The organism is Stakelama marina (genome assembly GCF_018122655.1).
Classification (GTDB): domain Bacteria; phylum Pseudomonadota; class Alphaproteobacteria; order Sphingomonadales; family Sphingomonadaceae; genus Sphingomonas; species Sphingomonas marina.
Window position 1 is genome coordinate 164,020 of sequence record NZ_JAGRQC010000002.1, and the last position, 24,072, is coordinate 188,091.

General features: G+C 63.4%; 17 protein-coding genes and 1 pseudogene. 6 read left to right on the top strand and 12 right to left on the bottom strand.

What is annotated here, in order from left to right; translation table 11 throughout:
• Positions 1-133: 133 nt before the first annotated feature.
• The 6 genes from J7S20_RS07315 to J7S20_RS07340 all read right to left on the bottom strand — a co-directional run bounded on the left by J7S20_RS07315 (position 134) and on the right by J7S20_RS07340 (position 8,314).
• Positions 134-2,053 carry a CocE/NonD family hydrolase gene (locus tag J7S20_RS07315; RefSeq protein WP_284053591.1) on the bottom strand — a complete coding sequence of 640 codons (1,920 nt, stop codon included), beginning with the start codon at positions 2,051-2,053 and terminating at the stop codon, positions 134-136.
• A gap of 11 nt (positions 2,054-2,064) precedes the next feature.
• Entirely contained in the window at positions 2,065-3,987 is a 1,923-nt protein-coding gene (locus tag J7S20_RS07320) for a CocE/NonD family hydrolase (RefSeq protein ID WP_284053592.1), read from the bottom strand.
• Between the two features lie 11 nt (positions 3,988-3,998).
• On the bottom strand, positions 3,999-5,930 hold the full coding sequence (locus J7S20_RS07325; protein ID WP_284053593.1) for a CocE/NonD family hydrolase: 1,932 nt from the start codon (positions 5,928-5,930) through the stop codon (positions 3,999-4,001).
• Between the two features lie 145 nt (positions 5,931-6,075).
• A complete protein-coding gene (locus tag J7S20_RS07330; protein ID WP_284054033.1) occupies positions 6,076-6,378 on the bottom strand; it encodes a hypothetical protein in 303 nt (100 codons plus the stop codon).
• A gap of 170 nt (positions 6,379-6,548) precedes the next feature.
• Positions 6,549-7,541, bottom strand: coding sequence for a hypothetical protein (locus J7S20_RS07335; RefSeq protein ID WP_284053594.1), 993 nt, complete (start codon positions 7,539-7,541; stop codon positions 6,549-6,551).
• Entirely contained in the window at positions 7,538-8,314 is a 777-nt protein-coding gene (locus tag J7S20_RS07340) for a glycosyltransferase family A protein (protein WP_284053595.1), read from the bottom strand. Before J7S20_RS07340 ends, J7S20_RS07335 begins: the two co-directional genes overlap by 4 nt.
• Positions 8,315-8,363: 49 nt before the next feature.
• On the opposite strand from J7S20_RS07340, the gene J7S20_RS07345 reads away from it, so the two are divergent.
• Together J7S20_RS07345 and J7S20_RS07350 are read left to right on the top strand one after the other, a co-directional pair.
• Entirely contained in the window at positions 8,364-9,422 is a 1,059-nt protein-coding gene (locus tag J7S20_RS07345) for a glycosyltransferase (protein ID WP_284053596.1), read from the top strand.
• Positions 9,419-10,228 (top strand): glycosyltransferase family 2 protein, encoded by an 810-nt coding sequence (locus J7S20_RS07350; protein WP_284053597.1) that lies wholly within the window; start codon positions 9,419-9,421, stop codon positions 10,226-10,228. Before J7S20_RS07345 ends, J7S20_RS07350 begins: the two co-directional genes overlap by 4 nt.
• 72 nt (positions 10,229-10,300) lie before the next feature.
• Here J7S20_RS07350 and J7S20_RS07355 read toward each other — a convergent pair whose 3' ends face one another.
• A complete protein-coding gene (locus J7S20_RS07355) occupies positions 10,301-12,436 on the bottom strand; it encodes a penicillin acylase family protein (protein WP_284053598.1) in 2,136 nt (711 codons plus the stop codon).
• A gap of 117 nt (positions 12,437-12,553) precedes the next feature.
• Between J7S20_RS07355 and clpB the strand changes: the two genes are divergently transcribed.
• Positions 12,554-15,133: an ATP-dependent chaperone ClpB gene (gene clpB / locus J7S20_RS07360; protein ID WP_284053599.1), complete on the top strand. Its 2,580-nt coding sequence runs from the start codon at positions 12,554-12,556 to the stop codon at positions 15,131-15,133.
• A gap of 66 nt (positions 15,134-15,199) precedes the next feature.
• On the opposite strand, the gene J7S20_RS07365 is transcribed toward clpB, so the two are convergent.
• Positions 15,200-15,466, bottom strand: coding sequence for a hypothetical protein (locus J7S20_RS07365; RefSeq protein WP_284053600.1), 267 nt, complete (start codon positions 15,464-15,466; stop codon positions 15,200-15,202).
• A gap of 93 nt (positions 15,467-15,559) precedes the next feature.
• A complete protein-coding gene (locus J7S20_RS07370; RefSeq protein ID WP_284053601.1) occupies positions 15,560-18,685 on the bottom strand; it encodes a TonB-dependent receptor plug domain-containing protein in 3,126 nt (1,041 codons plus the stop codon).
• 560 nt (positions 18,686-19,245) lie between these two features.
• On the opposite strand from J7S20_RS07370, the pseudogene J7S20_RS07375 reads away from it, so the two are divergent.
• Positions 19,246-19,392: pseudogene (locus J7S20_RS07375) on the top strand (IS5/IS1182 family transposase); the annotation flags it as partial.
• 18 nt (positions 19,393-19,410) lie between these two features.
• Here J7S20_RS07375 and J7S20_RS07380 read toward each other — a convergent pair.
• Genes J7S20_RS07380 through xseA form a run of 3 tightly spaced genes read right to left on the bottom strand, consistent with a single transcriptional unit; the run spans position 19,411 to position 21,962 of the window.
• Positions 19,411-20,358 carry a M23 family metallopeptidase gene (locus tag J7S20_RS07380; RefSeq protein ID WP_430980916.1) on the bottom strand — a complete coding sequence of 316 codons (948 nt, stop codon included), beginning with the start codon at positions 20,356-20,358 and terminating at the stop codon, positions 19,411-19,413.
• Entirely contained in the window at positions 20,358-20,555 is a 198-nt protein-coding gene (locus tag J7S20_RS07385; protein ID WP_284054034.1) for a DUF2093 domain-containing protein, read from the bottom strand. The genes J7S20_RS07380 and J7S20_RS07385 overlap by 1 nt, the downstream gene beginning before the upstream one ends.
• Before the next feature lie 27 nt (positions 20,556-20,582).
• Entirely contained in the window at positions 20,583-21,962 is a 1,380-nt protein-coding gene (gene xseA, locus J7S20_RS07390) for an exodeoxyribonuclease VII large subunit (protein ID WP_284053603.1), read from the bottom strand.
• On the opposite strand from xseA, the gene purD reads away from it, so the two are divergent.
• Positions 21,961-23,226 carry a phosphoribosylamine--glycine ligase gene (gene purD / locus J7S20_RS07395; RefSeq protein ID WP_284053604.1) on the top strand — a complete coding sequence of 422 codons (1,266 nt, stop codon included), beginning with the start codon at positions 21,961-21,963 and terminating at the stop codon, positions 23,224-23,226. The genes xseA and purD overlap by 2 nt on opposite strands.
• A gap of 128 nt (positions 23,227-23,354) precedes the next feature.
• A complete protein-coding gene (locus J7S20_RS07400) occupies positions 23,355-24,008 on the top strand; it encodes a hypothetical protein (protein WP_284053605.1) in 654 nt (217 codons plus the stop codon).
• Positions 24,009-24,072 lie beyond the last annotated feature (64 nt).

A 24,072-nucleotide genomic window follows, 5' to 3' on the forward strand; every position in this document is an offset into this window, starting at 1 on the left:
GCCTCGTCACCCTGAACTTGTTTCAGGGTCCACCGTGCACATCGCCCGCAGCCACCCGTTGCGCCGTGGATGCTGAAACGAGTTCAGCAAGACGGTGGAAGGGGCGAGACCGCGGCCCCGCCCCTTGTCTTTCCTACTGCCCCACTACCGGCAGCAGCACCGCGCTGGCGCCCGGTGCACCGTGCTGGATGCTGATCGTCGCCTTCTGATAATCCGACGGCTTGGCGTGGAAGATGTTGGGGACGTATTTCTGCGGATTGCGGTCATAGACCGGGAACAGCGTCGACTGGATCTGCACCATGATGCGGTGGCCGGGCTTGAACGTGTAGTTCACCGTCGGCAGGCGGAACTTGTATTCCTGCACCTTGTTCGCCGGGATCGGCGACGGATCGGAAAAGCTGTTGCGATAGCGCCCGCGCAGGATGTCGAGCGCGATCGGCAGCTGATACCCGCCCATTTCGGGCTGTTCGGGATAGGTCGGCGGATAGACGTCGATCAGCTTCACCACGAAATCGCCCGCTGTCCCGGTCGTCTTGGCGAAGATGTCGGCAAAGGGCGCGCCTTCGAGCTTCACCGCCTTGGTCAGCACCGGCGTCTGATAGGACAGCACGTCCTGCCGATCGGAGACGAAGCGCTGATCCTGCACCAGCCAGGTACGCCAGCGATCCTCGTTATCGGCGGGGATCGGGCGCTGGAGATACGGCACGGGTTTGGCGGGATCGGAGACGTAGCTGTCTTCGCCCGCCGCCGCCTTGCCGAATCCTAGGCCCATATCGGCCTGCAGATAGAGCGGCGTGCGCTGCTGCTTGTCGGACACCGTCCAGTTGGCGAAATCCTGCCAGTGATTTTCGGCCGGGTTGTAGATCATCGCCTGTGGCATCGGGTGCGCGGGCGCGCCGTCGCGCAGATACTGGTTGAAGAAGGGGATCAGTTCCTGCTGGCGGAAGTCGCGCGCGGTGTCGCCCTTCCATTTGAGCGGGCCGAGATGTTCGGCCGAGCGGTTGATCTGGCTGTGCCACCACGGCCCGATCACCAGATGGTTGGTGTCGCCATAGCCCTTTTTCTTGAGCGCTTCCCAGGCATGCGTCGCGCCGTAGATATCCTCCTGGTCCCAGAATCCCTGCAGCCAGATCGTCGGAATATTGGTCGGGTGCGCAGCGACCATCTTGTCCACCGCCTGCAACTGCCAGAAGGCGTCATAGGCCGGATGCGCGGTCAGCCGCTGCCAGAAGGGCAGCTTGTCGAGGCCGTGCTCGCGCGCCATGGCGCCCGCGGACCCGGCGCGCAGGAAATTGGAATAATCGTCATAGCCCCAGCGCGGCAGGCTGGGCCCCGAACCGGCCTGCGTCATCTGGCCGGTGAAATAGTCGAGATTGCCAAGCCGGAACGCGCCGTTGTGAAACCAGTCGTCGCCCATCCAGCCGTCGACCATCGGGCTTTCGGGTGCCGCGACCTTGAGCGCGGGATGCGGGTCGAGCAGTGCCATCGTCACCGTCCAGCCGTCATAGGACGATCCGATCATGCCGACACGGCCGTTCGACTGATCGACATTCTTCACCAGCCAGTCGATCGTGTCATAGGCGTCGGTGGTGTCGTCGGTCTTGGTCGGATTTAGCGGCCCGCGCGGCGGGCGCACCATCACATAATCGCCTTCCGAGCCGTATTTGCCGCGAATGTCCTGCCAGACGAGGATGTAGCTGCCATCGGCCCAGTCGGTGTCGCCCGACCACACCGCATCTTTCATGTGCGGGCTGTTGTTGGGCGCGAAACCGCTGGCATTGTAGGGCGTGCGCTCGAGCAGGATCGGCAGGTCGTGCGCGCCCTTCGGGATCATGATGACGGTATGCAGCTTCACCCCGTCGCGCATCGGGATCATCACGTCCTTCTTGACGTAATCGAAATTGTCCTCGGGCTGCTGCCAATCCGAAACGATGTCGTTGCCGGTCTGCACCATGTCGGGCGTGACCTGGCCGTGATCCTGCGGCGCCGGAGCAGCGGAGACGAGCGTGACGGCAATACCGGCAAGCAACGAAGAACGAATAAGATTTCCCACGATCACTTTCCTCAATTCGCAACGACCGGCAGGTCGATATAGCTTTCATTGTCGCCCGAGACGGTGACCTTCTGCGTCGCCTTCTGGAAGTCGTCGGGCCTGGCGAAGAAGATGTTCTTCACATATTTCTGCGGGTTGCGGTCGTAGAGCGGGAACCAGCTCGACTGGACCTGCACCATGATCCGGTGGCCCGGCCTGAACACATGGCTCGCCTGCGGCAGCGCGAAACTGTATTCCAGCGGCTTGTCAGGGGTGATCGGCTTGGGGTCGCTCAGCGACTCGCGATACCGGCCCCGGAAGATGTCCATCGCGATCGGGAATTGATAGCCGCCCATTTCCGGTTCGGTCCCGACCATGCTGGGATAGACATCGATCAGCTTGACGACCCAGTCGCTGTCGCTGCCCGATGTCGATGCGTTGAGATGCACCACCGGCCGTCCGGCGATGGTCACAGGCTTGGTCAGCACGTCGGAGGTGAAGGTCAGGACATCGGTCCGCGCCGCGGCGTGCCGCTGATCGGTGGTCAGCCAGGCCGTCCAGTGATCGTCGTCATAGCTCAGCACGCGGTCGGGCCGGGGTACATAGGGCACCGGATGCGCGGGATCGGAGATATAGTCCGCGGTCTGCTCGCCCCCGGTCGCACGATCGAACCCGGCCTTCATGCCGGGCTTCAGGTAAAGCTTCGTGTCGGACGGCGCCTGCGGCCAATGGCCCAGCCGCAGCCATTCGTTGGTGCCCGACCGGAACGCGGTGACCGGCGCGACGTCCATCGGCGCACCCTTCAGATAATGGGCGAGAAACGGCGCCAGCACGTGCATCCGCCACCATTTGGCGGTGTCCTGCCCCCATTGGATCGCACCGAGATGCGTGCCGTCGTCGATCTCCTGCCCATGATACCAGGGGCCGAGCGTCAGATAAACCTTGTCATTGTCCGTATCCTTTGGCTCAAGCGCGCGATAAACCGCGGTCGCGCCGTAGATATCCTCCTGATCCCAGAGCGAATCGACCAGCATCACCGGGACTTTCAGCGGCTGTTTCGCCAGCACCCGGTCCATCGCGACATCCTGCCAGAATTCGTCATAGGCAGGATGTTCGATCACCTTTTTCCAGAAACCGATCTGGTCGAGACCGTGCTTGCGCGCGACCTCCCCCGCCGCGCCTTCGGCGAGATACTGTTCATATTCGTCGTAATAATTGTTGGTCCACGGCAGCGAATTGTCCGGCTTCGCGATCTGTTCCCAGATATAGGACATGCCGTTCTGGCGGAACGCGCCGTTATGGAACCAGTCGTCGCCGCGCCAGCCATCGACCATCGGGTTCATCGGCACCGCGACCTTCAGCGCGGGATGCGGATCGATGAGCGGCATCAGCGAGGTAAAGCCGTCATAGGAAATGCCGAGGATGCCGACCTTCCCGTTCGACTGAGGCAGGTTCTTCACCAGCCAGTCGATCGTGTCATAGGTGTCGGTCGAATCGTCGGTCCTGGTCGGGTTCCACTTCGTATCGTGCGGCGGCGGGTTCATCATATAGATGCCTTCCGACCCGTATTTGCCGCGGACATCCTGAACCACGCGGATATAGCCGCCTTCGACAATGACATCGTCTGCATTGTCATATTCGTGGAGCGCGGTGGCGAGATCGCCGGTCTTGCCGCCCTCACCGGTCATGCTCTCCGCATCATAGGGGGTGCGGGTGAGCAGGATCGGCGCGTCCTTCGCGCCCTTGGGGATCAGGATGACGGTGTGCAGCTTCACCCCGTCGCGCATCGGGATATCGACGACGCGCCGGGTATAGTTCCAGCCATAGGTCGATTGCTGCAGCGTCGCGGGCCGCTCGTTTGCGTCCTGAGCGGTCTGCGCGGGCGCGGGTGCCTGCGCGCCCGTCAGCAGGACGGCGAGCCCCGCCAGCAGCGGCGCGCGGAGCAACTTGCCCATCTTAGCCCCGCTCACTTCGACACGACCGGCAGGTCGATATAGCTCTCGCCGTCTCCAGCGACGGTCACTTTCTGCGTCGCCTTCTGGAAATCGCCCGGCTTGGCGAAGAAGATGTTCTTCACATATTTCTGCGGGTTGCGGTCGTAGAGCGGGAACCAGCTCGACTGGACCTGCACCATGATCCGGTGGCCGGGCAGGAAGACGTGATCGGCATTGGGGAGCGCGAATGTATATTCGAGCGGCTTGTTCGGCGTGATCGGCTTCGGGTCACTGAGCGATTCCCGGTACCGCCCGCGGAAAATGTCCATCGCGATGGGGAATTCGTAACCGCCCATCTTGGGATCGTTCGGCACCTGATCGGGATAGACGTCGATCAGCTTCACCACCCAGTCGCTGTCGGTGCCGCTGGTCGACGCATTGAGATGCACCACCGGCTGACCGGCAATCGTCACCGGCTTGGTCAGCACCTCGCTGGTGAAGGTCAGGACGTCGGGACGCGAGGCGGCAAAGCGCTGATCGTCGGTCAGCCACTGGTGCCAGGTCGACCCCTCCGCATAGACCGGCGGGATCGGGCGTGGGCGATAAACGACCGGATGCGCCGGATCGGAAATGTAATCGGCCGTCTGCATCGGCCCCGCCGCCTTGTCGAAGCCGAGGCCGCCATCGGGTTTCAGATAAAGCGGATTGTTCGCCTGAGCCTTCGGCCAGTCCTGCAGCTCGTGCCATTCGTTGGTGCCCGACTGGAACACGGTGACGGGCGCGACATTCATCGGCGTGCCCTTCAGATAATGCGACAGGAACGGCGCGAGTACGTGCCAGCGCCACCATTTCGCCGTGTCCTGATCCCAGTTGATATTGCCGAGCGAGGAACCGTCGCGAACCTCCTGCCCGTGATACCATGGCCCCATGGTCATATAGACCATGTCGTTGTTCGTATCCTTGGGCTTCAGCGCGGCATAGACCGCAGGCGCACCGTAGATATCCTCCTGGTCCCACTGGCCGTCGACCAGCATCATCGGCACCTTCAGCGGATGCTTTGCGAGGATCTTGTCCATCGCCTGTTTCTGCCAGAATTCGTCATAGGCGGGATGCTCTGAAATCTTCTTCCAGAAGCCGATCTGGTTCAGATTATGCTGGTCCGCCGCCGCGCCCGCCGAACCGGCGCGCATGTAATAATCATAATCGTCATAGACGGTGGAGAACCACGGATTGGCATTCGACCGCGTCGCCTCCTGCTCCCAGATATAGGTCATGTTGGTTTCGCGAAGCGCGCCGTTATGAAACCAGTCGTCGCCGCGCCAGCCATCGACCATCGGGTTCATCGGCACCGCGACCTTCAGCGCCGGATGCGGATCGATCGTCGCGGTGAGCGAGAGATAGCCGTCATAGGAAATACCGAGAATGCCCACCTTGCGGTTCGATTCCGGCACGTTCTTCACCAGCCAGTCGATCGTGTCGTAGGTGTCGGTCGAATCGTCGGTATCGGTCGGATTGAGGTCGGTGCCGTGCGGCGGCGGGTTCATCATATAGATGCCCTCCGACCCGTATTTGCCGCGAACGTCCTGAATGACGCGGATATAGCCGCCCTTCAGGATCACATCCGCCGGCCCGTCGGAATGCTGGAGCACCTCGGCAAGGTTCGCGCTGTTGCCCGCGCCGCCCGTCATCCCCTCGGCATTATAGGGCGTGCGCGTCAGCAGTATCGGCGCGTCATGCGCGCCCTTGGGGATCAGGATGACGGTATGGAGCTTGACCCCGTCGCGCATCGGGATGTCGACGACGCGTTTTTCGTAATTCCAGCCCTGATGCGACAGATCGAGCTGGGCCGGGCGCTCGTCATACTGGCTGTTCGGATCGGGTTTGGCGGAAGCGGTCTGCGCGTAGGTCTGGGTGGCGGCAAGGGCCAGAAGAGCCGCGGTCGCGGCGAGAAGCGCAGTTCGCATCGTCGATTTTCCCCTTGGTTCGAACTCGGTCGGCGCGAAAACTGCTCCCTTCACCGCAATAAGTAAATGCCGCATGGGAAAAGGGGCCCGCACCATTCGGCGCGAGCCCCTTCGAAAGCGTCTGAAACTACGGAGCCCGAGCCCGTCAGCTCTGGCGCGTTCCCTGTAGCGGGAAGCTGCCGAACGCGCCTGCGGTGACGGTGCCCGACATCGTGTCGCCATCGACCGTGGCCTCGCAATCGAGCGTCATCGGCATCGGCACGGTGATCGAGACCTGCCAGGTCAGCTTGTCGCCATCGACCTTGCCGTTCTGGATCTCGGTCGAACCCATCTGGCCCGAATAGGTGCCGGTGAAGGTGTCACCCGAACTCGCCACGCTGAGCGTCGCCTTCTGATCGCCCATCGGGGACTTGGTTACCGTGTCCCAGGTACCGTCGACATTCGCCATGATCGTCTCTCCTTGATGCAGCCCGCGCAACGGGTCGCGGACGTGGATGCCACCCGCCACCTCGGCCACGTCCGCAGCGCCTGTCAAGCCAGTTGGCGAACGCAGTCGTACTCGCATGGCCTGTATCCCAGCATTACGCAGCGTCACGCAGGCCGATGAATTTTTTGGGATTACCGCGCCGGACGGGGCCCGATTTCCTCATCGGCATCGAGCGCGCCCGCTTCGGCCTCCGCCTCGGCATCGGGCGTGCCGGATCGCCGCTTGATCGAGGTCAGCAGGAAGAAGATCAGATTGCTCCCCTGCGTCAGCGCGCCGCCCGCAAGCAGCAGCCCCGCCATCGCCTCGCGGGGGCCTTCGATCACGTTGGACATTTCAAGACCGGCAGACAGGAACAGCAGGTCGCGGTTCGGAACGAAAGGCAGGCGCGATACGACCATCTGCGTGGTCAGAAAGATCAGCCACACGGTCCATGGTTCCTGCGGCAGCACGACCGCCCATTGCGTCGCCTGAAGCAGAACGACGAGGCAGATGCGCACGACATGGATGCCGAACACGGTGAGTGCGACGCGCGGCGCGATCGAGATGATCTGACGCCGGAGCCGGATCGCCACCGGGATCACGAAGGCGAGGATCAGTGCACCCGCGATCAGCCCGCCGGTCGCCGAATCGAGCCAGCGCGCGACGCTAGACGCGCGACCGGACAGCAGAAAGGCGACGAGCAGCGCGGAGGTGACCCCGGCCGAGGCCAGCGCAGACAGGATCGCATTGTCCTTGATGCCGAGCAGTATCTTCTTCGCCGGAACGCCGAGATGTTTCTGCGCCCAGAGGAAATAATAGACCTCTCCCGAATAGCCGAGCAGCGCCGAGTTGAAGACGCGCTTGCGGATGAAAACGGGAAATTCGCGCAATATCCTGCCGCCCAGAATGATGCGGAAAATAACCGTTTCGGAGGCCGGCAAGGCCAGAAACATGAACAGGAAGAGGATGTAGAACAGCGGATTGGTCGGCAGCGCGTCGAGCACCTGTCGCCAGCCGATCGCACGGACCTTGAGGACGAGCCATCCCAGAACCGCGACGAAGAACAGAATGCGGAACAGACGCGTCGCGAACCTGGCGGCAGGCGTTTCGAGCCATTCGCGAAGTTTCTCAATCCACTCGGTCACGCGAACAGGCCCGCCGCGCGCGAATCGGCAAGGAACATGGCAAATGCCTGCTGTTCAGCCGGGCCGAGGCGGAACCGGCTGTGGCGAAAGATGTCGCGGTTCACGTGACGGCGCCAGAAATATTCCAGCGCGCTCGACCAGTTGTTGCGAACGCGGCGCTGAAAATGTTCGGCTTCCCAGGTGTTGCTGCCGTGAAAGGCGCGGATGAACAGTTCGGGCGCCTCGATCACGCGAATGCGGTCCGCGGGCCAGTTGTCGAGAAACACCGTATCCTCCCCACGCCGGGTTTCGGGATAGCGCGCGGTCGGATTGGCGCGGTGGACGATGCTGCCGGGAACACCTGGTTTCAACGTGCCGACATAGGGGTGATCGAACCATATCGGCGCGTCGAGATGCATCAGCGTGCCGCGAAGCAGGCAGACATCGACGCTGTCGCAAAGCTCCGCGACCTGCCGCGAAAGCCTGTGCGGATGGTACCAGTCGTCATCATCCCACTGCGCCACGACCTGTCCCCGCGCGAGTTCCAGCGTCAGGTTCCGGAGCGCGCCGAGCGTGGTTTCGGGCCGCTTCTCGACCTTGCGATAGACCAATCGATCGGAAGGTATCGCTTCGAGCAACGGCGCATAGTCCTCGCTTCCGTCATCGACGATCACGAGTTCGCGGTTGCCGTGGGTCTGCGCCAGGAAACAGTCGACCGACCGGCGGGCAAGGCCCATTCGGTCGGCGGTCACCATCACACAGGAAACGAGGGGGCCGTCGTCGGACCAGTTCATTCGGGAAGCCTAGTCAGCCCTTGCGGCGCCTGATAGCGAAATTCTTGCCATGCGTATTATCTTCGTCCTGACCTATCCCAGCTATCACACGATCGCCGATCGGGCGGAATGGCTGCGCTGGGACAATCGCGATCGCCGCATGCCCGGGCTGTTAGCTGCGATGGGGGTCGATGTCGAGCTATGGGGCGTCGGACGCGAGGCGTTCGAGACGCAGTCCGACCTGCCCGGCCTGTCGCCCTACCCCATCCGCCTGTTCGAAGCATCGCGCGCCGGAGCGAAGAGCCGCGATCATGTCAGCGACGCAATGGCCGAAGCCGCGCGCGAAGATCCGGCGGACCTGTTCGTGTTGATCGGCACCAATGGCGGTGCGGGATATCATCTGTTCGACAAGGTGCTCCGCGCCGGTCGCCGACGCTTCGCGGTCATCATCGGCGGCGATTACTGGAGCCGGATCGTGCCGCACGCGACCTTCCTGTTCCCCGAATCGCAGATCCAGGTCGAAGCGCTGGCCGCCCCGCGCCGCCTGTTTCGAAAGCCCATCCCCCGCGACAGGATGGAACTGCTGCCCAAGACCATCGATACCGAGCGTTTTCGGCCGCTTGCCGACAGCCGCAAGGATTGGGACGTTGTTGCCGTGGCGCGGCTTGCGCGGTGGAAACGATTCGACGAAATCGGTGAGCTTTCGGCAACCTATCGCATCGCGGTGGCGGGCGGCGGGCCGCAGGCGAAGCAGCTTGCGAAGCGGTATCCGGCGATCGAATGGCTCGGCCATGTTGCGCATGGCGAGGTGCCCGGACTGCTCAACCGGTCGCGGTTGTATTTCCACGCCGGACGGCGCGAATATCATCCGCGTGCGATCCCCGAGGCGATGGCCTGCGGCTTGCCGGTCATCGCGTTCAACGATCATTTCGGCCCCGATGTCGTGCCGCGCTCGTGCGGTGCGCTGGTCGATATCCACAGCTATGAGGCCGCGGTTTCCGGTCTGCTCCACGACCCGAGGCGCCGCGCGCAGATGGGCGAGTCAGCCCGCGCGCATGTCGTCGCGACACACGGGCCGACCTCGTCCGAACATGCCTGCCGGACGCTGATGCGGATCGCTGCCGAATGACCGCGCCCCGCTGGACGTTCGTCATCGCCTATTACAACGAAGCGGACTATCTGGCCGATACGTTGAAATCGCTGGGCGACCAGACGCTCAAGCGCTTTCGCCTGATCCTGATCGACAATGGCTCGACCGACGGTTCGGGGGAAATCGCCCGGAATGTGGCAGCGACGCTCGACGGTGTCGAAGCGCGGCACCTGACCGAAGCCACGCCCGGCAAGATTCACGCGCTCGAAGCGGCGATGCCGCACATCGATACCGAGTTCGTCGCGTTCGGCGATGCCGACACCTTCTATCCGCCCGATTATCTCGGAGTGGCGCAGGCGACCTATGACAAGGGGCCGGACGACCTGGTCGCGGTGATGGCGGTCGACGTCCCCGCCCCGCCCGACGGTCGTGAGGCGCGGCGCAGGCGCTTCGTGCGGTCGGCGGTGGCGAGCCGGCTATGGCCGAAACAGACGCATACCGGCGGCTTCGGACAGACGTTCCGCACCGCCGCGCTGAAGGCGGCGGGCGGGTACAGCCACAAATACTGGCCCTATGTACTGATGGACCACGAGATCATGCAGCGCGTGCTGAAGCAGGGCCGCGCGGCCTATCCCTACGAGCTGTGGTGCATCCCCTCCCCGCGCCGCTCCGACCGCCGGCGCGTGCGGTGGACGATGGGCGAGCGGCTGCTCTACCATTTCACGCCGTTCGCGGCGAAGGACTGGTATTTCTACCGCTTCCTCGGGCCGAGGCTGGCGCAGAGGAAGCTGACGCACCTCAACCTGCGCGAGAAGCCGTGGGAGGGTGACGGGAAGGTTGGGTAACGGCCTCCTCATCGTCATCCTTAGCGAAAGCTGGGATGACGATTGGTGCGCAACGTTCGGGCACTACTTTGTTCACGGCCGGTATTCGCGCTCGATATGGCCCTTCAGTTCGTCGGCGGTGAAATAGACCGGCTTGAAGCGGTGCTCGGCGAACAGCTTCATCTGGTCGGTATAGTGCGGCGATTTCGGGCGCGTGGTCGCGGCGCCGAACGGCTGGATCGATTTCGACAGCACCTTCCCGTCGGGCCTCCAGGTGATGAACATGATGAAGCTGTCGCCGTGGAACACCGCGAGGCGACCATCGTCGTCGACGTCCCAGCGCGCCATCGCGCGGAGCACGTCGGGCCCGCCGTCGAGTGGCAGATCGACCTTGCCCTGCCGCAACCGCAGCACTTCGCCGAGCGGCGGATCGAGGCGACCGAAATATTTCTGCAGATGCGCCGCAGCCTTTTTCAGCGCGTCGCGCGGGCTGGTTTCCGGCTTGCGGAAATAGTGCCATTCGTTGCCCGTGCGGAGCAACATTGCCGCGAGCGCGTCGGCGGGGCCTTTGCCGTCATAATTCCAGTCCCACTTCGCCAGCACGTCATGCGCCTTTGCAAGCTGCGCATCGCCCTGCGGATCGACCGCGAGGATATCCTGGAACCAGCGATACGCCCAGCTCTGCCGGCTGATCGCGGTGTCGAACTTTATGCGCTCGAGATCCTGCTCGCTGATCGACTTGTCGGCCTCCATAAGCTCTACCGCGCGCACGGCGCGGTTGGTGGTGTCGTGCTCGATGCCGAGCAGCGGCGAATAGTCCTTCGGGTCGAGCTCCGCCCCCGCGCCCGCCGCGAGGAACGGAGTGTCGTTGGCGTTGATGACGAATCCCGAGGCGGGATCGATATTCTTCGGAACCGCCGACCACGGCACGGTGCCGGTCCACAGGTCGCGCGAGGTGTCGCCGGGGAGCACGCCCGAATAGTCGAAGCCGGGCTTTCGCGCCGGAAACATCGCATTGTAGATCATGGCGATGCGACCCGTATCGTCGGCATAGATGAAGTTGGTCGCGGGCACGCCCTGGATCGCCATCGCGCGGTTCCATTCGGCCCAGTTCCGCGCCTTGTTGAGCCGGTAATATTGCTCGACCATGCGCAGCTCGTCGATGCCGGCATAGCGGATCGCGAACGCGCCCCTGTCGTTCTCGATCACCGGTCCCTGCACCGCACGGTACACGGTCTTCGGGATCGGCAGCACGAACGGGCCGACCTTCACCCGCAGCCACACGCGCTCCTGTTCTAGCGGCATCATCTTGCCATCGAACCGGTAATGCTCGCCGCTGTCGTCGAGCGCGAGCTTGTACACGTCGATCAGGTCGGGACGGTTGACGGTGTTGGTCCAGCCCAGCGTCTTGTTGTGGCCGAGCAGTGGATAGGGCGCGCCGGGAAAAGTTGCGCCGGCAAAGTCCCAACCCTGCCCCGAATGGACGACGAGTTCGTACCAGGCGACACCCCCGCGCCAGGGCTGGTGCGAGTTGGAGACGAGCCGTGTCGCGCCGTCCGCCGAGCGTTTCGGCGCGACCGCGAAGGCGTTCGAACCCTTGGCGATTTCGGGCGGGCCGGCGGGCGTGACGTTCGGCGCCTGCTTCATCCGCCCCTTCGGCTCGCGAGGAATATGCTCGCCCTTGGTCAACGCCCCCAGGACGTTGTCGAGACCGAAGAAGAACGGCGAGCGCAGCACGAACCCGGCCGCCACGTCGCGGCCATTCACCGGAAACAGCTTGGCGAGCCGGATCTGGTCCTTATGCGTATCGGCATAATGGTTGAGCCCCGCGGCATAGCCGTCGAGCAGCGCACGGACATCGGCGGGCTGTTCGTCATAATGCCGCGCGACGGTGCCGCGGACGTCGAGCAGATGCATCACATAATCGGTCTTTGCGCCGTCGCTGCCGGTCATCGCGCCAAGGCGGCCGCGCGTCATCGCGAGTACTTCCTGCAGCGTCGAGAAATCGTCCTCCGCATGCGCATAGGCGATGCCATAGGCGACGTCGGGATCGGTCTTTCCGAAGATGTGCGGCACCCCATAATCGTCCCGCGCGATGCGAACGTCGTAATGGTGCGCGGGCGGCGGCGCGGCGCGCGTGACCGTCAGCGGTTCCCACACCGCCAGACCGATCGCCACCAGCACGAGAAGGACGAGCAGTCCTCCGCCGATCCGCCAAAACCATTTCATATCCGCATCATCCCCCGATTGCGCTCGGCCGTGCTAAGTCACACATTGCCGATAGCCAACCCCTTGTGTTGCATTTGTGCAACACTATCTTTTCGGGAACGATAGCAGGGAAAAAGCATGAATCTCGAAAAATTTACCGATCGCGCCAAGGGCTTCCTCCAGTCCGCGCAGACCGTCGCGATCCGCATGAGCCATCAGCAGATCACGCCCGAGCATCTTTTGAAGGCGCTGCTCGAAGACAATGAGGGCATGGCCGCCGGACTGATCCAGAAGGCGGGTGGCGATGCCAAGCGCGCCGCGAGCGAAGTCGATGCCGCGCTTGCCAAGGTGCCGAGCGTGTCGGGTTCGGGCGCGCAGCAAACGCCGGGGCTGACCAACGACGCGGTGCGCGTGCTCGACCAGGCCGAACAGGTCGCGCAGAAGGCGGGCGACAGCTATGTCACCGTCGAACGCCTGTTGCTCGCGCTCGTGCTCGCAAAGAACACTGCTGCGGGCAAGGCGCTCGCCGATGCAGGCGTAAAGGCGGAAGCGCTCAATTCCGCGATCAACGAGCTGCGCGGGGGGCGCACCGCCGACACCGCGAGCGCCGAGGACCGCTATGACGCGCTCAAGAAGTTCGCACGCGACCTGACCGAGGCGGCGCGCGACGGCAAGCTCGATCCCGTGATCGGCCGCGACGAGGAAATCCGCCGCACGATCCAGATCCTCGCCCGGCGCACCAAGAACAATCCCGTGCTGATCGGCGACCCCGGCGTCGGCAAAACCGCCATCGCCGAGGGCCTCGCGCTGCGTATCGCCAATGGCGACGTGCCCGACAATCTGAAGGATCGTCAGCTGATGGCGCTCGACATGGGGTCGCTGATCGCCGGCGCGAAATATCGCGGCGAGTTCGAGGAGCGGCTGAAAGGCGTACTCGACGAGGTGAAGGCGGGCGAAGGCCAGATCATCCTGTTCATCGACGAGATGCACACGCTGATCGGTGCGGGAAAGTCCGAAGGAGCGATGGACGCGGGCAACCTGCTGAAGCCCGCCCTCGCCCGCGGCGAGCTGCACTGCATCGGCGCGACGACGCTCGACGAATATCGCAAATATGTCGAGAAGGACGCGGCGCTCCAGCGGCGCTTCCAGCCCGTCTTCGTCGACGAGCCGACGGTCGAGGACACGATCTCGATCCTGCGCGGGTTGAAAGAGAAGTACGAACTCCACCACGGCGTGCGGATCACCGACGGCGCGATCGTCGCCGCCGCCGCGCTGTCGAACCGCTACATCACCGACCGCTTCCTGCCCGACAAGGCGATCGACCTGATGGACGAGGCGGCGTCGCGCATCCGCATGGAAGTCGAATCGAAGCCCGAGGAGATCGAGGCGCTCGACCGCCGCATCATCCAGCTCAAGATCGAACGCGAGGCGCTGCGCAAGGAAACCGACGAGGCTTCGCAGGACCGGTTGGCAAAGCTCGAGGACGAGCTGTCCGACCTTGAAAGCCAGTCGGCCGAGCTGACCGAGCGCTGGCAGGCGGAAAAGGTCAAGATCCAGTCCGAGGCGAAGCTGAAGGAACAGCTCGACGCCGCGCGGCTCGAGCTCGAACAGGCGCAGCGGGCGGGCGATCTCGCGCGCGCGGGCGAGCTGTCCTATGGCACCATCCCGCAGCTCGAAAAGCAGATGGCCGAGGCACAGGGCGCGACCGAGGGCGCGATGCTGCGCGAGGAAGTGACCGCCGACGACATCGCCTCGGTCGTCAGCCGCTGGACCGGTGTGCCGATCGACAAGATGCTCGAGGGCGAGCGCGAAAAGCTGCTCAACATGGAGGACGCGCTCGGCAAGCGGGTGATCGGCCAGGCCGATGCGGTAAAGGCGGTTTCGACCGCGGTGCGCCGCTCACGCGCCGGCTTGCAGGACCCGCATCGTCCGCTCGGCAGCTTCCTGTTCCTCGGCCCGACGGGCGTCGGCAAGACCGAGCTGACCAAGGCGCTTGCCGAATTCCTGTTCGACGATTCGAACGCAATGGTGCGTATCGACATGAGCGAGTTCATGGAAAAGCACGCGGTCGCGCGGCTGATCGGCGCGCCTCCGGGCTATGTCGGGTATGAGGAAGGCGGCGTCCTGACCGAGGCGGTGCGCCGCAGGCCGTATCAGGTCGTGCTGTTCGACGAGGTCGAGAAGGCGCATAACGACGTATTCAACGTGTTGTTGCAGGTACTCGACGACGGCCGGTTGACCGACGGTCAGGGACGCGTGGTCGATTTTTCGAACACGATCATCATCCTGACCTCGAACCTGGGGTCGAATTTCCTTACCAACCTGTCCGACGGGCAGAAGGTCGAGGATGTCGAGCCGCAGGTGATGGAGGTGGTGCGCAGCCATTTCCGGCCAGAGTTCCTCAACCGGCTCGACGAGATCATCCTTTTCCACCGGCTGGGCGCCGAGCATATGGCGCCGATCGTCGATATCCAGGTGAGCCGTGTCCAGAAACTGCTCGCCGATCGCAAGATCGAGATCGACATGACCGACGCCGCGCGCGACCGGCTGGGCCGTGTCGGTTACGACCCGGTCTATGGTGCCCGCCCGCTGAAACGGGCGGTGCAGAAATATTTGCAGGACCCGCTGGCCGACATGATCCTGTCGGGCAAGGTCAAGGACGGCGCGACGGTGAAGGTCGATGAAGGCGATGGGGGGGGGCTGACCTTATCGACTTGACTTAGGTCGAACACTCCGCCGATCGCGAATGTAGCCTGACCCTGTCGCGAAGCAACAGGGTCAGTTTCAGCCGCCGGAACCGGACTGAGTCTGCATTTGCATATGCTCCCGCTGAATCTGCCGTGCGCCGTCTGCTTCGCGTTTAGCGCGCTCGGCTTCGGCTTTGGCTTCAGCTGCGGTCCGACATACGACCTTCGGCATGATCGAACCTGTACTGGCCTCTCGATGGCAAACGCGCTTTTCGTGCTTGGTAGACTTTTCTGCCCCGCCTGCCGGAGGGTTCAAAGCAACCAATATTGCCGTGATTAGAAAAAAGCTCTTCATGAGCGTCATCCTACATAGAGAAACTGCAAGGTACGGCTAATCCAAAAAAAGGGGCGACCCTCCGAAGAAGACCGCCCCATAAATGGTACCTATTTCGTTCGTTTAGAAGTCAACCTTCGCGCCGAAGCGGAAGTAGCGACCCATGATGTTCGGTCCCGCCCAAGCCGGGTTGAACTGATAGATGCTGTATGCAGCGCTCGGATCGAACGGCGGAGCAATGTCGAAGACGTTCAGGACGTTGACGTAGAACGTGAAACGATCATTGACCTTGACGCTACCCGTCATGTCGACGTTCCACGTCGCTTTCGCCTTACACAGCACCGGGCTACCATCGCTGTAGGTAACAACCGACGCACCCACATTGTTGGCGCAATCACCCTTCACGCCGCCGTAGTCGGTCGAGGCCAGATCATAGCCACTGGTGTAGTACGCCGTGGCAGACAGCGAATACGGCCCGGTCTGCAAGGTGTTCTGCCAGTTAGCGCGCCATTTCGGGGCACCCGAGCATGACGTCACGTCACAGGGGCTGAGCGTACCATCATACCGCTGCACCGTGCCGTCGTCGAACACCTTCTCATACTTGATCAGATAAGATGCCGACGCGTTACTGATCAGTTTGAGGTTCGGCGTGAGATTGACATTGGCATTCATGCCAAGATCAATCCCCGATACGGTTTGGCTGTTTGCGTTTTGGAACGAATACTGAATAAATCCGAGCTGCGGCAAGGCATTCGGGAACTGAGGATCCGGAATGCCCGGAAGCACTGTCACACCCGGCACGTTCACCACGCCATTATTCGCATAATACTGGTCGGGGATCCCCGAATAGTTCACGCCGCCAATAAGGTCCTTGACCTTGATGTGCCAGTAATCAACCGTGAAGCTAACCTGCCGAACCGGCTGCACCACCACACCTGCAGTGTAGCTCGTCGACTTCTCCGGCTTCAGACTCGGATTACCCGTCGAGGTGAGGCCGTACGAGTAGTTTCCGGTCGCATACTGGTTCGCATCCGCCGGGTCACCGCTCGACGAGTGAGCCGCACAGTAATCGGGGAACTGCGAACAATCGACCTGGCTGGAGACGTATCCGGTCGTGGGAAGCCCATATGCTTCGTTGAAGCTCGGAATACGAAAGCCCTTCGAGAACGTGCCGCGAATGGCAAGCTGCTTGATGGGCGTGAACTTCGCGCCAACCTTCGGAGAGAAGTTCTTCTGACCCGACGAGTAATCATCGTATCGACCGGAAGCGTCGATCTCAAGTTGATCGAGGATCGGCGCGTTGATCTCGAAGAACGCAGATTTCACGTTACGGCTGCCGGCCGCACCTACCGAGTTTACGCCGTAATAGCGGTCATACGGATGGGCATCGTTGGCCGGGTTAGCACTCGGGTTGTCGATCGATTCATGCCGGTACGACACACCGACCGCCGCCTGCAGCGATCCCCCCGGAAGCTGCAGAAGCGCCTTACCCAACGTTCCCTGCACCTGCCAGAGATTCGACTCGGAAATGGTCGTGTTGTCCGGAGAGATATAATTCCGAACCTCCTCCGAATTCTGCGACTGGTCGATGAAGTTGTACGTACCATTCGCAATCACGTCCTGGATCCGCGAGGGGATCAGGTAGTTGCTCTGCCTGACGGTCAAACGGGTATTGGACGCGACCGCGGCGAACGAATAATTCCAGTCGTCGCCGAACGAACCGTCAATGCCAATCTGGCCGCGCAACGCACGCGACTTCGAATAAATCTGCCGCGGACGATCGTAACGGCCGATAAGGCGCGCGAGATTGCCCTGCGCCGCGTATGGGTTATTCGGGTTCAGCGTACCGTTAGTGGCGTTGCACCCATTGTCGACCGGGTTCGTCGGATCAGAGAACTGGCCTTCCGGACAGACATAAACCGGCAAGAACACCGGGCTATAGGTCACCGATCCCGGAGGAGTCGTCCGACCGGCCCAGGGGTAAGGCGACAGATTGGTCAGAGTCTTGACCTGATAGTAGTTGACGCTTGCATATGCCTGAGCATTATCACCGACATTGGCGGTAGCCCGACCAGAGAAGCCGAGGCGTTCCTGCTCCGGCTGGAGCTGGCTGTAGCGCTGACGGTAGTCGAGCTGACACTGCTTGCTAGCATATACCGGTCCGGTATACCCGTTCGTCGTCGAGCCTTGCTGAGCAGCGTTAAGCGTGACCGGATTGAGATACTGGCAGTCGTTATTCGCCACCTCATAGGGACCGAGTGCCGTCGAACCATCAGCGGTGTATGGCCGCAGTACAGAGATGGGCGTCGACGACAGACCGTTGAACGTTCCATCTGCACCAATCCCGTTGGCAACGTAGTTCGGCATACACGCGCCGCTATCGTTACAAATACGGCTCAGATCGTCGGTATTGAACGGATAGCCACGATCGCGCGCATAAAGCGGCTGGCTCTTCTGATACTCACCGGCGATGTAGACATTGAAGCCCTGATCATCGAGGCTGCCATAACCCGCCTCGCCCGAGATGCGGTATTCGCCCGCGTCGCCGCGCTGCGAAATGCCGCCCGAACCGTCCAGGTGAAAGCCCTGGATTTCCTTCTTGGTAATAACGTTGACCACGCCGGCAACCGCGTCCGCACCATAGGTGGACGAAGCACCGTCACGCAAAACTTCAATCCGGTCGATGATTCCTTCCGGAATGGTGTTCAGATCAACGAAATTGCGGTGTCCGTCATCGGCCAGCGGATAAGGCGCCATCCGCATCCCGTCGAAGATGGTCAGCGTCGACTGCACCGTCAGACCACGCAGCGAAACCGCATTCGCGCCCGTTGCGAAGTTATAACCAACGTTCCAGCCCGAGGTGATCGTACCAGCGCCATTCGAAGACAGCTTCTGCACGGCATCGGCGACCGTGTTAATGCCTCGCTGCTCCAAGGATTCGGAACTGAGGACGGTCACGGGCGACGGCGTTTCCAGGCTCGTACGCGGCAGAATCGAACCGGTAACGACAATCTCAGTCGACTGATCCTGCGACGCCGCCTGTCCTGCCGTACCTACAGCGGTCTGATCGGCCGCCTGCTGGTCCGAGGATGTCTGGTCGCTCTGAGCCGTTCCGTTGTCCGCGGTCTGCGCGGCGGCTGGCGCAGCCATCATCGCGGGCAAAGCCAATCCGGCCCCGATCAGCGCAAGCGTGCGCAACGCCGTGCTACCACGAAGCCCCTTCAATGATGATTGGTATTTACTTTTCACAAGCAGGTTCCCTCATTTAGTCCGCCGTGATCCGTTTGCACGGAGCGCAATCGGCGATTCCCTGACAGTATTCGCGCCGCCTTTTAAAAAGCGACATTCCCGCTTGATGAACAGGGTTGGTGCCGCTGTAAAGGAACCACGCAGCCAGCGGCACGGGTTTCGAGTGCAACTGTCACCATAATGTCACAACAAGATCTGCTGCGCGGGTTCAAATCCGCAATGCATCAGATTTTCGATTGGTTGAACTCATAAAGGTTGGCGGCGCACGCATGTCGTGTCAGGCTTGGCTCGACGAAGGGGCGGACAGACGACGCGGCTTTGCTGAAGCGCGAGTTTGAGCTGAGATGGTAGCGCCTGCCGGTGCGCTTCCGTGCCCCTTCCAAGGCTCCCGGTGGGGAATTCCAATGCCGGTATTCGGTAGGGGGGTGCCGAAACAGCAAGCCCGACGTTACGCGTGCGGGCTGGACGGCGTCTAGGCGTTGATCCTGGCGATGCGGAGTTCACACCGGGCTTGTCGAAAGCAACGCCCATCCTGCTTCAGCAAGCGCCTTTGCCGCTAGCGCAACCTGACCGAGCGGCTCTTCTCCAAGCTGACACACTTCCGCCGTGTCGCCACACGCTACCACAAGCTCGCCGCCAATTTCCTCGCCATGATACAGCTCGCATCAATGCGCCCGTTGCGCCGCGCTTATGAGGCTACGGGCTAGCTCGGGGCGGCGCAGTCCCTACGGCATAGGCCCGGTCATCAGTTCCGGGTCGATGCGGGCGTCGCGCCATTTCAGGCTCCAATGGACGTGCGGGCCCGTCGCGCGGCCGGTCGCGCCGGTTTCGGCGATCACCTGGCCTTTGCGGACATGGTCGCCGACCTTCACGTCGATCTTCGACAGGTGAAGGAATGCGCTGTTGAGCCCCATGCCGTGGTCGAGCATCAACAAATTTCCCTCCAGCGTGAAGGGATGATCGGCGGCGAGGATCACCACGCCGTCGGCGGGCGCGCGCAGCGGCGTGCCGGTCGGCACCGCGACATCGACGCCCGAGTGATAGGCGCCCTTTTCGCCGCCCTTGTAGATACGCTGCGACCCGAAGACGCTGGAGACGCGCCCCTCGACCGGCCAGATGAAATGCTCTCGCCAGCCATCGGCGCCTGTGCGCATCGCGCGGGCGGCGTGGATCTGCTCGAGCTCGGGCTTGCGCAGCGCGAGGAACTCCTTGGTCGGCTGCGACAGTCGCGGGAGGCTGTTCAGGCGCGAAATCTTCCATTGGCGCGGCGCGACGTTCAGCGTGTCGCGAACCGTGGTGCCGTCACCAAGCGTCGCGACCAGCGTTGCCGACGGGCCGTGGTCACGATCGAACGCGATCAGGAAACGCCCGTCATCGGCGACGGGAATTTCCTTGCCGTCGAAGGTGAGCGAGCGCGTGTCGCTGGGCGCGGTGCCGATGACCGCCCCGCCCTGCTCCATGGCGCCCTGATAGGTGAAGCCGGTCCGCTGAGGGGTTTGCGCCACACGCTGCACGGCGGCGGGAGCAGGTGTCGGCGTCGGCGCGGGCGCCGGTTGCACGCGCACCGTTTCCGCCCGCCGCGGCGTGGTATTGGCAGCCGGCGGCACGATCGCGCAGCCAGCCGTTAGCACCAGCGCAGCAATCCCTGCGCCCCAACGCTGTCCCGTCCGCATCAGGAGCGCAACGCCTGCGTCGCCAGCTCCGCGCTCGCATAGGCTTCCTGCCGCTCGGCGCTCCAATATTTGAGGTCGTCGAGCGGAATCGCCTCCCCACTCACGGCGCACAGCACATGATCGCCGGGCGACAGCACGCGAAAGCCATTCGGCAGGAAGCGCAGCTTTGCCGCGCGCGAGGTGTTGGACATCAGCATCTTCTTCAAACTCGAATACACCACATACTAGAGCAGCTTGGGCTGCTCGGCCTTGGCGGGGTCATAGGTCTTGCCGCCGCCGCGCTCAACCCGGGCATCGACCGCGCCGTCGCGGAAATGCAGCTTCAGGGCGCCCGCCGCGCGCGCAGCATCGGCCGTGGCTACCACCTGACCGCCGACCCTGTTCTCCACCCAGGCATAGCCGCGCTGGAGCGGCTTTTCGGGATGCGCCGCCTCAAGCAACCGCCCCGCCGCCGCGAGCCGGTCGCGCGCAGCCGTCAGTCGATGGGCGAGCATCGCCGGGCGCAACGCCCCCGACGCGCGGTCGAGATCGCGCCGCGCAACCGTCAGCCGTCGTTCGAGCGCGAGGCCCAGCGCGCGTGCGGCCTCGTCGGCGCGCTGACGTTGCGGCCCCAGCAACGCATCGCGCTTGGGCATCACGCGCACCAGCGCATCGAGCCGCTCGCGCCCCCGCTCATGATAGCGCCGTGCGCAGCGTTCGGTGCGCAGCGCCATGGTCGAGAGCAGGTTGCGCAACTCCGCCACCACCGGCACCGCAAGTTCGGCAGCGGCTGTCGGCGTCGGCGCGCGCAGATCGGCAGCATGATCGGACAGGCTGGTATCGGTTTCGTGGCCGACCGCCGAAATCACCGGGATCGAACAATCGGCGATGGCGCGGACGACCACCTCTTCGTTGAACGCCCACAGATCCTCGATCGAACCGCCACCGCGCGCGACGATCAGCAGGTCGGGCCGGCGCACGGGGCCGTCCACCGGCATCGCATCGAAGCCGCGCACCGCGCGCGCCACCTCTTCGGCGGCGCCATCGCCCTGCACCTTTACTGGCCAGACTACGACATGCGTCGGGCAGCGATCCTCCAGCCGGTGGAGGATGTCGCGGATTACCGCACCCGTCGGCGACGTGACGACACCGATGGTGCGCGGAAGGAAGGGCAGACGCTTCTTGCGCTCGGTCGCGAACAGCCCCTCGGCGCCGAGCTTTGCCTTGAGCTTTTCGAAGAGCGCCATCAGCGCGCCTTCGCCGGCAAGCTCCATCCGGTCGATGACGATCTGATATTTGGACCGGCCCGGATAGGTGGTCAGCTTGCCGGTCGCCACGACCTCCAGCCCGTCCTGCGGGGCAAATGGAACGGTGTTTGCGACGCCGCGCCACATGACCCCGTCGATGACCGCCTTTTCGTCCTTCAGGCACAGATAGACATGGCCGGACGCTGCCCGCTTGAACCCCGAAATCTCTCCGCGCAACTTCACATGGCCGAACTCGCCCTCGACCATCCGCTTCAGCCGCCCTGACAATTCGCTGACGGTGACAGCAGCGGCGTTGTCGCCGGGCAAGGTCTCGGCTACCAGTCGCGAATTGCCATTTTCAAAGAGGGGGTCGGGCATGAACGTCCTGCTGATAGGTTCGGGCGGGCGCGAACATGCACTTGCATGGAAGCTCGCGCAATCGCCGCTGCTCGATACGCTTTATGTCGCGCCGGGCAATCCCGGTATCGCGGCACTCGGGGAATGCGTCGACATCGCCGCGACCGACCATCGCGGCATCATCGATTTCTGCCTGCGCAACTCGATCGAGTTCGTCGTGGTGGGTCCCGAAGCGCCACTGGTCGCGGGACTTGCCGACAATCTGCGCACGATGGGCGTCGCGGTGTTCGGCCCGGACAAGGCGGCGGCGCAGCTTGAAGGGTCGAAGGGGTTCACCAAGGACCTGTGTTCGCGCGAGAAGATTCCGACCGCGGGTTACGCGCGCGCTACCTCGCTGGACGGCGCACGCGCGGCGCTCGATGATTTCGGACTGCCGGTGGTCATCAAGAACGACGGGCTTGCCGCGGGCAAGGGCGTAACGATCGCCTATTCGCGCGACGAGGCGGAGGCTGCGCTCGACGGCCTGTTCGACCGGTCGGGCGGCAATGTCGTGATCGAGGAGTTCCTCACCGGCGAGGAAGCCAGCCTGTTCGTGCTCACCGATGGCAAGACGGTGATGCCGTTCGGCTCCGCGCAGGACCATAAACGCGTCGGCGAAGGCGACACCGGGCCCAATACCGGCGGAATGGGCGCGTACAGCCCCGCGCCGGTACTGACCGCCAAGCTGGAACAGCAGGCGATCGACGAGATCATCCGTCCGACCGTCGAGGCGCTGGCGCGCGCGGGCACTCCCTATGCCGGAGTGCTCTATGCGGGGCTGATGCTGACCGAGGCGGGGCCGAAGCTGATCGAATATAATGTTCGCTTCGGCGATCCCGAGGCGCAGGTGCTGATGCCGCGCTTCGAAGGCGATCTGCTCGCACTGATGCTCGCCTGCGCGCAGGGAAAGCTTGCCGACCAACCCAGGCCGGTCTTTTCACCCCGCACCGCGCTGACCGTGGTGATGGCGGCGAAGGGCTATCCCGGCACGCCCGAAAAGGGCGGCGCGATTTCCGGAATCGACAAGGCGGAGGAAAACGGCGCGATCGTCTTTCACGCGGGCACGAGCATGGACGGCGAGACGCTGGTCGCCAGCGGTGGGCGCGTGCTCGGCGTGACCGCACTCGGCGCCAATGTGACCGAGGCGAAGGGCGCCGCCTACCGCGCCGTCGATCAGATCGATTTCGCCAGCGGCTTCTGCCGCCACGACATTGGCTGGCGAGAGGTCGAGCGCGAAGCGGGCTGAACGCTCGCGCATCGGTTGGCCCGGGCAGCAAGCGGCGCTATGCAGGCACAACAGTATCTGCGTAGCGCCGGAGAGCCGGAATGGATCAGTCGCTTCAATCGACGTCGCCACTGGGAGCAGCGGAAAGAATGTTGCCTGTCACGATCACCAACCTCGTCCTGATCGTAATCTTCGCGATCGTCGTGATCCTCGCCATCTGGTGGGGAGCGCATCTTCGCCGCAAGCGGCACGAGGCGGAGGCCGAGCTGGAAGCGCAGGACAAGGTCGAGCGCGTGTCGCATGATACGCCCGTTCCCGCACCGACGGCGCCGCCGCCGCCCGCGCCTGCCGCACCGGCAACACCGGCAACACCGGCAACACCGGCACCGACCGCTCCCAGCCCCGCACCAAGCGCTCCCAGTGTTCCGGTCAGTCCGCCACCGCCGCCGGCAACGAGCGGAGAAGCCGTCGCCACGCCGACGCCCAGTCCGGCTCCGGCTCCGGCTCCGGCTCCGGCTCCGGCTCCGGCTCCGGCTCCGGCTCCGGCTCCGGCAAGTGCCGAAGGCGATAATCTGTTGCTGCTCAAGGGGGTCGGACCGAAAGTTGCCGCGCGCCTCAACGAACTCGGCATCACCAAGTTCGAACAGATCGCCGCGCTTTCCGACGCCGAAGCGGGTGCGCTTGACGCGCAGCTCGGGAATTTCAAGGGCAGGATGGCGCGCGACCGCTGGATCGAGCAGGCCGAACTGCTCGCCAAGGGCGACCGCGAGGGGTACGAGGCGAAGTTCGGCAAGCTGGGCTGAGAGCCGCCCGTCGCTGCTGCGCAGGCAGGAGCGACGGGCGCGGGTGGCAAGCGTTCGGACCGCG

Coding starts and splice junctions, on each gene's coding strand:
- J7S20_RS07365 (WP_284053600.1), bottom strand. CDS start 15,466: ATGACGCTCATGAAGAGCTTTTTTCTAATCACGGCAATATTGGTTGCT.
- purD (WP_284053604.1), top strand. CDS start 21,961: ATGAACGTCCTGCTGATAGGTTCGGGCGGGCGCGAACATGCACTTGCA.
- J7S20_RS07325 (WP_284053593.1), bottom strand. CDS start 5,930: ATGCGAACTGCGCTTCTCGCCGCGACCGCGGCTCTTCTGGCCCTTGCC.
- clpB (WP_284053599.1), top strand. CDS start 12,554: ATGAATCTCGAAAAATTTACCGATCGCGCCAAGGGCTTCCTCCAGTCC.
- J7S20_RS07380 (WP_430980916.1), bottom strand. CDS start 20,358: ATGCGGACGGGACAGCGTTGGGGCGCAGGGATTGCTGCGCTGGTGCTA.
- J7S20_RS07400 (WP_284053605.1), top strand. CDS start 23,355: ATGTTGCCTGTCACGATCACCAACCTCGTCCTGATCGTAATCTTCGCG.
- xseA (WP_284053603.1), bottom strand. CDS start 21,962: ATGCCCGACCCCCTCTTTGAAAATGGCAATTCGCGACTGGTAGCCGAG.
- J7S20_RS07340 (WP_284053595.1), bottom strand. CDS start 8,314: ATGAACTGGTCCGACGACGGCCCCCTCGTTTCCTGTGTGATGGTGACC.
- J7S20_RS07350 (WP_284053597.1), top strand. CDS start 9,419: ATGACCGCGCCCCGCTGGACGTTCGTCATCGCCTATTACAACGAAGCG.
- J7S20_RS07385 (WP_284054034.1), bottom strand. CDS start 20,555: ATGCTGATGTCCAACACCTCGCGCGCGGCAAAGCTGCGCTTCCTGCCG.
- J7S20_RS07345 (WP_284053596.1), top strand. CDS start 8,364: ATGCGTATTATCTTCGTCCTGACCTATCCCAGCTATCACACGATCGCC.
- J7S20_RS07320 (WP_284053592.1), bottom strand. CDS start 3,987: ATGGGCAAGTTGCTCCGCGCGCCGCTGCTGGCGGGGCTCGCCGTCCTG.
- J7S20_RS07330 (WP_284054033.1), bottom strand. CDS start 6,378: ATGGCGAATGTCGACGGTACCTGGGACACGGTAACCAAGTCCCCGATG.
- J7S20_RS07355 (WP_284053598.1), bottom strand. CDS start 12,436: ATGAAATGGTTTTGGCGGATCGGCGGAGGACTGCTCGTCCTTCTCGTG.